Genomic DNA, 9,348 nt, shown 5'->3' on the forward strand with positions numbered 1-9,348 from the left:
CACCTTACCGGGTTGGCTAAACTGCGGCCAAGGCGCGCAGTTTAGCGTGCCTGTCAGGAATTTCGAGGTGGTTTTTTACCGCCCATGCAATAAATGCAGCAGTTTTTGGCCATGCCCTGTCAGGTGCTTGACGGCATCGGCTATGATAAGCCCTTTGTTTGTCTGGCCCGACCCGGCCACGTACCTGTCTGTTCAAGGATCCTATGAGCAAGCCCACTGTCGACCCTACCTCGAATTCCAAGGCCGGACCTGCCGTCCCGGTCAATTTCCTGCGCCCGATCATCCAGGCGGACCTGGATTCGGGCAAGCACACGCAGATCGTCACCCGTTTCCCACCTGAGCCCAACGGTTACCTGCATATCGGCCACGCCAAGTCGATCTGTGTGAACTTCGGCCTGGCCCAGGAGTTCGGTGGCGTAACGCACCTGCGTTTCGACGACACCAACCCGGCCAAGGAAGACCAGGAATACATCGACGCCATCGAAAGCGACATCAAGTGGCTGGGCTTCGAATGGTCCGGTGAAGTGCGCTACGCCTCCAAGTATTTCGACCAGTTGTTCGACTGGGCCGTGGAACTGATCAAGGCTGGCAAGGCCTACGTCGACGACCTGACGCCTGAGCAGGCCAAGGAATACCGTGGCACCTTGACCGAGCCGGGCAAGAACAGCCCGTTCCGCGACCGTTCGGTAGAAGAGAACCTGGACTGGTTCACCCGCATGCGCGACGGCGAGTTCCCGGACGGCGCCCGTGTATTGCGGGCCAAGATCGACATGGCCTCGCCGAACATGAACCTGCGCGACCCGATCATGTACCGCATCCGCCACGCCCATCACCACCAGACCGGTGACAAGTGGTGCATCTACCCCAACTATGACTTCACCCACGGTCAGTCGGACGCCATCGAAGGCATTACCCACTCCATCTGCACCCTGGAGTTCGAAAGCCATCGCCCGCTGTACGAATGGTTCCTCGACAGCCTGCCGGTGCCGGCGCACCCGCGTCAGTACGAATTCAGCCGCCTGAACCTGAACTACACCATCACCAGCAAGCGCAAGCTCAAGCAGTTGGTCGATGAGAAGCACGTACATGGCTGGGACGACCCACGCATGTCGACCCTGTCGGGCTTCCGCCGTCGTGGCTACACCCCGGCGTCGATCCGCAATTTCTGCGACATGGTCGGCACCAACCGCTCCGACGGCGTGGTTGACTACGGCATGCTCGAGTTCAGCATCCGTCAGGACCTCGACGCGAACGCCCCACGCGCCATGTGCGTGCTGCGTCCGTTGAAAGTCGTGATCACCAACTACCCGCAAGACCAGGTCGAGCACCTCGAACTGCCGCGTCACCCGCAAAAAGAAGAACTGGGCGTGCGCAAGCTGCCGTTCGCCCGTGAAATCTACATCGACCGCGATGACTTCATGGAAGAGCCGCCCAAGGGCTACAAGCGCCTGGAGCCGAACGGCGAAGTGCGCCTGCGTGGCAGCTACGTGATCCGTGCCGACGAAGCCATCAAGGACGCCGATGGCAACATCGTCGAACTGCGTTGCTCCTACGATCCTGAAACCCTGGGCAAGAACCCTGAAGGCCGCAAGGTCAAAGGCGTGGTGCACTGGGTACCGGCCGCGGCCAGCGTCGAGTGCGAAGTGCGCCTGTACGATCGCCTGTTCCGCTCGCCTAATCCCGAGAAGGCCGAAGACAGCGCCAGCTTCCTGGACAACATCAACCCTGACTCCCTGCAAGTACTTACGGGTTGTCGTGCCGAACCGTCTTTGGGCGACGCACAACCGGAAGACCGTTTCCAGTTCGAGCGCGAAGGCTACTTCTGCGCGGATATCAAGGACTCGAAACCTGGTCAGCCGGTATTCAACCGTACCGTGACCTTGCGTGATTCGTGGGGCCAGTGATCAAGTCTTAAGGGAAACATCGTGCTAACGATCTACAACACGCTCAGCAAGACCAAAGAAGTCTTCAAGCCGCTGGACGGCAACAAGGTGCGCATGTACGTGTGCGGCATGACCGTGTACGACTACTGCCACATCGGCCACGGCCGCAGCATGGTTGCTTTCGACCTGGTGACCCGCTGGTTGCGTTTCAGCGGCTACGACTTGACGTACGTGCGCAACATCACCGACATCGACGACAAGATCATCAATCGCGCCAATGAAAACGGCGAGTCGTTCGACGCGCTGACCGAGCGCATGATCGCCGCCATGCACGAGGACGAGGCGCGCCTCAATATCCTCAAACCAGACATGGAGCCGCGCGCCACGGACCATATCCCGGGCATGCACGCGATGATCCAGACCTTGATCGACAAGGGCTACGCCTACGCCCCGGGCAATGGCGACGTGTACTACCGCGTCGCCAAGTTCATGGGCTACGGCAAGCTGTCGCGCAAGAAAATCGAAGACCTGCGCATCGGCGCCCGCATCGAAGTCGACGAAGCCAAGCAAGACCCGCTGGACTTCGTGCTGTGGAAAGGCACCAAGCCCGGCGAGCCGAGCTGGGAATCACCCTGGGGCGCCGGGCGTCCGGGCTGGCACATCGAATGCTCGGTGATGTCCACCTGCTGCCTGGGCGAGACGTTCGACATTCATGGCGGCGGCAGCGATCTTGAGTTCCCGCACCACGAAAACGAAATCGCCCAAAGCGAAGCGGCCACCGGCAAGACCTACGCCAACGCGTGGATGCATTGCGGCATGATTCGCATCAATGGCGAGAAGATGTCCAAGTCCTTGAACAACTTCTTCACCATCCGCGACGTGCTGGAAAAGTACCACCCAGAGGTTGTGCGTTATCTGCTGGTATCGAGCCATTACCGCAGTGCCATCAACTACTCGGAAGACAACCTCAAGGACGCCAAGGGCGCCCTGGAGCGGTTCTACCACGCGTTGAAAGGCCTGCCGGTTGTGGCGCCGGCCGGTGGCGAGGCGTTTGTTGAACGCTTCACTACCGTGATGAACGACGACTTCGGCACCCCCGAAGCCTGCGCCGTACTGTTCGAGATGGTCCGCGAGATCAACCGCCTGCGCGAGAGCGATCTCGCCGCAGCGGCCGGCCTGGCGGCACGCCTCAAGGAACTGGCCAGCGTGCTGGGCGTGTTGCAAATGGAAGCGGACGACTTCCTGCAAGCCGGCGCCGAAGGGCGTGTGGACGCAGCCGAAGTCGACGCCTTGATCCAGGCCCGCCTGAATGCCCGTGCCAACAAGGACTGGGCAGAATCCGACCGCATCCGCGACCAACTCACCGCCATGGGCGTGGTATTGGAAGACGGCAAGGGCGGGACGACCTGGCGCTTGGCTGACTGACGGCTGATGCCTGCATGAATAAAAACGCCCCGACTGGTTCGGGGCGTTTTTGTTTGTGGCGGTGTTGCGAGTCAACGCTGCTCGATGGCATACCGGCTCTGGACAAAGCCATTGTCCGAGGTACAGGTAGCGATGTGGCGAAGCTCACATTCACGACCGACGTGACTGAACAAGGGAACTCCCTGGCCCAGCAGAATCGGAATGCGGGTGATGATCAACTCACTGAGCAGGCCTGCTTCAAGAAATGCCTGGATGGTCTGGCCGCCGTCGATATAAAGATGTTTCATGCCGCGCTCGGCCAGTTGGTCGACGAGCGTGCTCACATCGGCGGCCAACACCTCCACCTTGCCCTGTAGGTGCGCAGGAATCTCTAAGGTCTTGTGAGAAAGCGCTATGACCGGCGTGCCCTCATAGGGCCACTCTGGAAAGGACAGTACTTTTTCCAGGGTCTTGCGCCCCATGACCAACCCGTCGACTGTTGCGATGAAGCTTTCATAAGTGATGCCATTCAAGCCCGAACTTTCATATTCCGGTCGGTGCAGCCACTCAATATCCCCATCTGGCCGGGCAATAAAACCGTCAATGCTTGCTGCGATAAAGACGGAACATTTGATCCTCATGGGTGGTAAAACTCCTTTTTTATCAAGTGGAATCAAGACGGTATCACTTTAGCGCCTGCACGTTGGCGGCGAATGGCGGAGCGACGTGGTGGTTTGCAGGGCAAGGTTGCTCAGTCGTACGTCGGCCTCTACTCAGATAGCAACCTTAGATAAGGCGGCGCCGGACTGACTTCATAAGCGCTACTTTTTGCGTCATTACGGATCGTTTCATAGTGTTGGTTATTCTTGAAATGCAGGGCGACCCCGTCGTCGGCTGCGTAAGCAGGGTGCACACCCTTAAGCTTCACAAGCTCAACAAATGATTCTGCTCTTCCTGCCTCTGAGCTGAAGTGCGGACACAGCGCGCCGGGAAGTAAACCCAGGCCGTCGATCAGGGCGAAGGCTCCCCCTGAGTCGGAGTGGCCGTAGTCGAACCAGCAAATGGCTCCGGCACTGACACCACAAAGCACCTTGCCACTTTCCCATGCCTTCCTTAGCAAGCCAACTACACCAAATTCTCGCCAGATAGCTAACATGGCGCGCGTATTCCCGCCTGCTACATAAACAATGTCGGCCTGTTCAAACAACGATGCAATATAGCCAGCGTCGGGAAACGGCGGAATAAAAAACGTCAAGCAGGTGACGGTGCAACCGATACTTTCGTATTTGGTGATGAAGTCGGAAATTTTCAGGCGGTCATCGCCATTGGCTGTGGAGATATAGAGAACGGTGGGACGTGCTTTGCCCGATAGTGCGACGATGTGTTCGTCAATGCGAGTCATGCAGGTCATTTCCTCGGCTGACTCGCCACCAATAACAATTATGGATTTATCCATCACGACCTCTACCTCGTCCTGAATTTCAGCTTTTTCAAGGTATTTGAACACTGGGAAAATATCATTCAAACACATTGCTCAAGGTAGCAAAGATCAAAGGTGGGAGCTGTCGAGCCCCAGCGAGGCTGCGATGGCGGCGGCGCTGCCAGTATTTATACTGTGTGAGGCACCGCCATCGCAGCCTCGTTGCGGTTAATGGCGGTCAAATGGTTTGTTCCTCGGATCTATTCGTGTCGCCTCTATTGAGAGGGGGGAGGGGGGGAACAGTCAGTGGGCCTAAGATCCACATAGTCGAGGTCACCTTCAAATGTGATGCAGGCAATCCAGCATAGGTTTTCAGGAAAAAAATAGGTGTGTTGGGGGATTTCAGAAAATATGTCAATTACTTCTCTAATATCGTCAATTTGAACGACATAAGCGTGATCTATAACGGAACCCCCTGAAAAGCACACATTATTAATATTTAAATGGCTAAGGGCTTCTGAGATATGAGCCAAAGCTTCGAGTCTGTCTAGAATGTTTAGATTGACGGAAGTTTTTACAGTGCTTGAATCTATCTTGCTTCCTGCGAACGTGAATTTTTTTGTATTTCATCAATTAGCTTTGCTTCTTCAGTTTTAGATAGCTCATTTTTTCGCAAACCTTCTGTTTATTTTGAGAACTGATTCTGCAGAACCTTGGAACAGATAGTGGGGCCCTTTTTTCTTTCCCTACTAGACGTTTGCGTGAGAGCCATTTCGCTCATCACGCCGTAGTGGATGGTTTATCCAAGCACACAAACTCAGGGGGCATAGGCGATCAATGGCGGATCTACTACTGCATCGACTCGCCATCAAATAGATTCGTCCCGTACTGTATGTCACTTTGGTTTTTAAGCCCAGAGCACGCAATCATGGTCATCCAGATGAACCAAAAACGATAGATCATGATCGGTGACCCAGAACGGGTAACCAGTTGTTTCGCTTATTAACAGCGCAAGGTCTTGTGCGTTTTCGAGTTTCCATGCTCTGTGACCCGTGTCAAAAACCAAAAGTATGAGGTCGTTTTTTTTATGCGGTCTGGTATTTCCTTCCAAAAGTCAGGGTTGTGCTCGGTGCATTTCTCGTTGAAATCGACTGGATCTAGTACATTTTTTTCTGTTTTAAAGTATTTTTTGGTTAAGGTGGATATTAATGTTGCGATCTCTTCAGAATTGAGCTTCTTTGAGGAGATTTTCAACGTGTTTATAGTTTCGTCTAATTCTTCTTCTAGATAATTCATCATGGTTCTCCGATTCTTGAGCGGCTAACTGGAAGTAACTCTAAAAGTATATGGCCCCTTACTGCACCACCACCTGCCCTTTTTCCGGCAGTTTGGTAACCAATATGAGGTGATTGAGGACCTTTTTTGCTAGAAACAAGCGTTGGGTCATCAATGTTGACTTCCGTTCCTCTGTTTGGCCCTTTCTGTACACGCCACTCGGTTGGGAAGGTTTTTCCGTATTTGTCCTTTCCCCACTTGGTCACGCTGTAATCGTCCTTGGAGACCCCTATCCGGCGAAATGCCTTGCGAAAAGGGGGCGGATCTATTTAACAAAGTGTAAAGATAACGACTATAATTGTTTGCCGAGCACCAGGCCTTAGTGGTTGGCTTCATTCAGACACACTACTTAAGGGGGGCATTAATGACGGGCTTGTTTTTTATTGGCTAGGAATTAAATATGTCCGTCACTTTTATCGGGCTGCGAAACCCGGTCGCTGAATTTGCAGCGACTGCCGAAGATTATGGGGGGTGTCTTCCCAGTGGCAACCCTAAAACGCTGTCGGAAATATCTGAGAGGGGATTGATATATAACCCTTCCGGTAGTTGGTTAAAGGAACGGATCTATTTAGCGCCCTGCGGGAGCAATGGCCGTTTGCCGCCGCTCAACGCGTTTTGGTGTTGATTCATAGTGGGCAATGGTGGGCCTATTACTAAATTTACTAGCGATTAAATAGGTTCGTTCCTTTTGTTCCGGTTTTTATCAAGGTTTCTGGAAAAATAAGTTGGAAGTTGAGCCCTGAATTTTCTTTGCTTTTCCTTTTTCTACGTACTCGCTGAACTCTCGCTCGAGCGTCGTCTTGTTAGTGTATTTTTTGTATTTTTTTGGAACTTCGCATGCGTAAATTTAAAGTCTCCATGAGTCGAAGCCATCAATTCGACCGTCGGGGCCGTAATCGAAGTCAATACATTTCTCGGATATGTAAACCCTACAGCCGATTCCATGTAGTTCGTACGTTGCGTCATCGCTGAGCTTTCCGCGCAGCGGGATTTTTTTTGAACGCCACAGTCCTAAGATATTTTTTGTACCAAAAGATAATTCAAGTAAGTTGGTTGCCTTTTCAACTTCCTCTAAGTATTCGCTGATTAGGTCTTCTAGCGTCTGAGTTTTCATTTTCTTGACCTTTCTAGCCTATCTGGTCCAGCGATTTTTGAGGAGTTCACTACGTCATTGATGCTGCTAAATGAGGTGTGGTGGTTTTCTATATTGTCAATCAGTCTTATGGTGACAAGTGTATGTGTTCGCCTTGCTGCAGACGCCCGATGGTGCCCATATTATATAATGCGAAAAGGGGGCGGATCTATTTAACAAAGTGCACAGATAACGACTATAAGCGTTTACCGAGCATCACGCCTTAGTGGTTGGCTTAATTCGGGCGCACAAGTTAAGGGGGCGCATTAATGACGGACTTATTTTTTATTGGCTAGGGATTAAATATTTCCGTCACTTTTATCGCTGATATGCAGGTTCTGGACAAGGCTGTCGATACTGGGCACATTAAAGTATTGACTTTCAAGTGAGTGGCTCTCGTCTAGACGTCTGTTGGGTAAAGTGAAATGTTTGTTGTTTTTAAGTTTACATGCTTTGGAGTATGGTCGGGCTTTTCTTTCAGGTCTATAAGGATTGTTTAAGATCCAATGCGTAGGGCTGCGCAATTATCATCATTTCCTAAGGTCAGTTCTGCAATTATGTAGGTAATGCTGTCTGTGATCTCTGTTTTTTCCTCATGCTGGGGTGGTCGGGTAATATTATGTTTCCAACAAAAAATATCATTCAGGTCGAATTCGACATCAATATACTCTCCGATTTTCGGTGTCGGGCCTATCCACGTTGCTACACCACGTCCGGCAGATGTCTCATAATTAACATAAGATTTTTCGTGATGAGAAAATATACTTAGTATTTTTACAATCATCTTATTTTCTGTAGTGGTGCTTTAATTGCTGGGTTGTCAATGTTCATGGTTTTGTTTTTTTGGGGGAGTAAAGGGGAGCTATTATTGCATCGGCTTGCGATCAAATAGAATCGTTCCGTTTTTTACGTTTGGTAGTGTATGTGTTGTGTGTGTAGTCAAGTTTTTCAGCGGTATAGCTACCTGCAATTACTGTAAATATCACATCGCATCCGTCACTGGATGTGAAGCAATAACTTGTCCCTGTCTCGTTTGGATCTACTCGTGTTGCCTCTACTGAGAGAGGCGTGTCAGTGGTTTCGTACATTTCGGATATTTCAGATCCGATCGCACCTATCCCTTGGAAGGCGATTAGTTTGTGGAAGGTTATTAGCCATAGCTGCTCCTGCCAATCTGAAAACTCTATTGATAGCGTGCTTCTATCGCATATTAGTTTTTCTATTGTTCCGTCTGAAACGGGAAATTTCTTCATCTTAAGATCCTGGATGTTTTTCGCCCGGTAGAAACCCAGTTCCGTGCCCGGGCTGATAATTTTCAGGGGTGACCTTCAGTAGCGTATTTTGTTTTTCAGATTGCTTCCAGCTTAAGTCATTCGGCTTAAGCTCAATGTGATAGTGGTTGCCGTGATGTCTTGGACTAAAAGGGCCAGGATCTCCCGGGTGGCTTTCAAATCTAATGCGGGTATCTGTATTAGGCCTCCATTCCATTCGTTGGGTACTGTGTTTTGTTGTTGAAATCTTTGGCTGTACGCCTAAAGCCTCGGTAAAGTCATTTGGATCAGAAGGGAAGTGGGTGTAAGCATTCGGTATAGCAGGTGAGTTGTGGTCGGCTTCTATTTGCGATGTAGGGTCTTCGATACGAACGGCTGGTTTACACCCGCTTTCGCCCGGACACGTATTCAACCCCAACGGATCCACCCACCCCGTAGGGTTGGGCACATACAAATACCCGTTCACCCCACCCGCCAACTTCACCGGGTCGGGCGTCAGGTAGCGTCCGTTATCCGGATTGTAGTAGCGATGCCGGTTGTAGTGCAGCCCGCTTTCCCGGTCGAAATATTGCCCCTGAAAACGCAGCGGGTTATCGACGGTGCTCTCGTCCTGCCGGGTGATTTTTCCGTAGGCTTGGTAATGGGCTGACCAGACGATTTTGCCGTCCGTATTCGTCAGTTCCTGCGGTGTACCCAGGTGGTCCAGCTGGTAGTGGTACGCCTGGGTATTGGCCGGACCAAACCCTTCCAGCAAGGCCAGCGGCCTGAAGCTATCCGGCTCGTAGAGATAGCTGCGATGCTGCCCCGCCGTGTGCTCGGCGATGACTTTGTCGCCTTGCCAGAAAAACTCGGTGGTCTTGCCATTGATCACTTTAGCGATGCGCCGCCCAAACGGGTCATAGC

Annotated in this window: 9 protein-coding genes; 2 read left to right on the forward strand and 7 right to left on the reverse strand. The window is 52.0% G+C overall.

What is annotated here, in order from left to right; genetic code table 11:
• The first annotated feature begins 203 nt into the window (after positions 1-203).
• Both HBR93_RS22225 and cysS read left to right on the forward strand, forming a co-directional pair.
• Positions 204-1,904 carry a glutamine--tRNA ligase/YqeY domain fusion protein gene (locus HBR93_RS22225; RefSeq protein WP_057960030.1) on the forward strand — a complete coding sequence of 567 codons (1,701 nt, stop codon included), beginning with the start codon at positions 204-206 and terminating at the stop codon, positions 1,902-1,904.
• A 21-nt stretch (positions 1,905-1,925) separates the two neighbouring features.
• Positions 1,926-3,308: a cysteine--tRNA ligase gene (cysS, locus tag HBR93_RS22230; protein WP_057441584.1), complete on the forward strand. Its 1,383-nt coding sequence runs from the start codon at positions 1,926-1,928 to the stop codon at positions 3,306-3,308.
• Between the two features lie 71 nt (positions 3,309-3,379).
• On the opposite strand, the gene HBR93_RS22235 is transcribed toward cysS, so the two are convergent.
• The 7 genes from HBR93_RS22235 to HBR93_RS27075 form a co-directional block, all read right to left on the reverse strand.
• Entirely contained in the window at positions 3,380-3,928 is a 549-nt protein-coding gene (locus tag HBR93_RS22235; protein ID WP_169961080.1) for a dihydrofolate reductase family protein, read from the reverse strand.
• A 128-nt stretch (positions 3,929-4,056) separates the two neighbouring features.
• Positions 4,057-4,812, reverse strand: a complete 756-nt coding sequence (locus HBR93_RS22240) for a peptidase E (RefSeq protein WP_233100817.1) — start codon at positions 4,810-4,812, stop codon at positions 4,057-4,059.
• 1,190 nt (positions 4,813-6,002) lie between these two features.
• Positions 6,003-6,311 (reverse strand): polymorphic toxin type 47 domain-containing protein, encoded by a 309-nt coding sequence (locus HBR93_RS22245; RefSeq protein WP_120733481.1) that lies wholly within the window; start codon positions 6,309-6,311, stop codon positions 6,003-6,005.
• A 578-nt stretch (positions 6,312-6,889) separates the two neighbouring features.
• Positions 6,890-7,156, reverse strand: a complete 267-nt coding sequence (locus HBR93_RS27070; protein WP_262377356.1) for a hypothetical protein — start codon at positions 7,154-7,156, stop codon at positions 6,890-6,892.
• Positions 7,157-7,670: 514 nt separating this feature from the next.
• Positions 7,671-7,958, reverse strand: coding sequence for a hypothetical protein (locus HBR93_RS22255; RefSeq protein ID WP_169961078.1), 288 nt, complete (start codon positions 7,956-7,958; stop codon positions 7,671-7,673).
• Positions 7,959-8,058: 100 nt separating this feature from the next.
• Entirely contained in the window at positions 8,059-8,427 is a 369-nt protein-coding gene (locus HBR93_RS22260; protein ID WP_169961079.1) for a hypothetical protein, read from the reverse strand.
• 1 nt (position 8,428) lies between these two features.
• Positions 8,429-9,348: RHS repeat-associated core domain-containing protein (locus tag HBR93_RS27075; protein ID WP_262377357.1), on the reverse strand; the 920-nt coding region annotated here is incomplete at its 5' end.

This window comes from Pseudomonas sp. WS 5411, assembly GCF_012985595.1.
In the GTDB taxonomy this organism is placed as follows: Bacteria; Pseudomonadota; Gammaproteobacteria; order Pseudomonadales; family Pseudomonadaceae; genus Aquipseudomonas; species Aquipseudomonas shahriarae.

Excerpts from the sequence above, each read along its gene's own strand:
- HBR93_RS22235 (WP_169961080.1), bottom strand. The coding sequence starts at position 3,928 with ATGAGGATCAAATGTTCCGTCTTTATCGCAGCAAGCATTGACGGTTTT.
- HBR93_RS22255 (WP_169961078.1), bottom strand. The coding sequence starts at position 7,958 with ATGATTGTAAAAATACTAAGTATATTTTCTCATCACGAAAAATCTTAT.
- HBR93_RS27070 (WP_262377356.1), bottom strand. The coding sequence starts at position 7,156 with ATGAAAACTCAGACGCTAGAAGACCTAATCAGCGAATACTTAGAGGAA.
- HBR93_RS22260 (WP_169961079.1), bottom strand. The coding sequence starts at position 8,427 with ATGAAGAAATTTCCCGTTTCAGACGGAACAATAGAAAAACTAATATGC.
- HBR93_RS22225 (WP_057960030.1), top strand. The coding sequence starts at position 204 with ATGAGCAAGCCCACTGTCGACCCTACCTCGAATTCCAAGGCCGGACCT.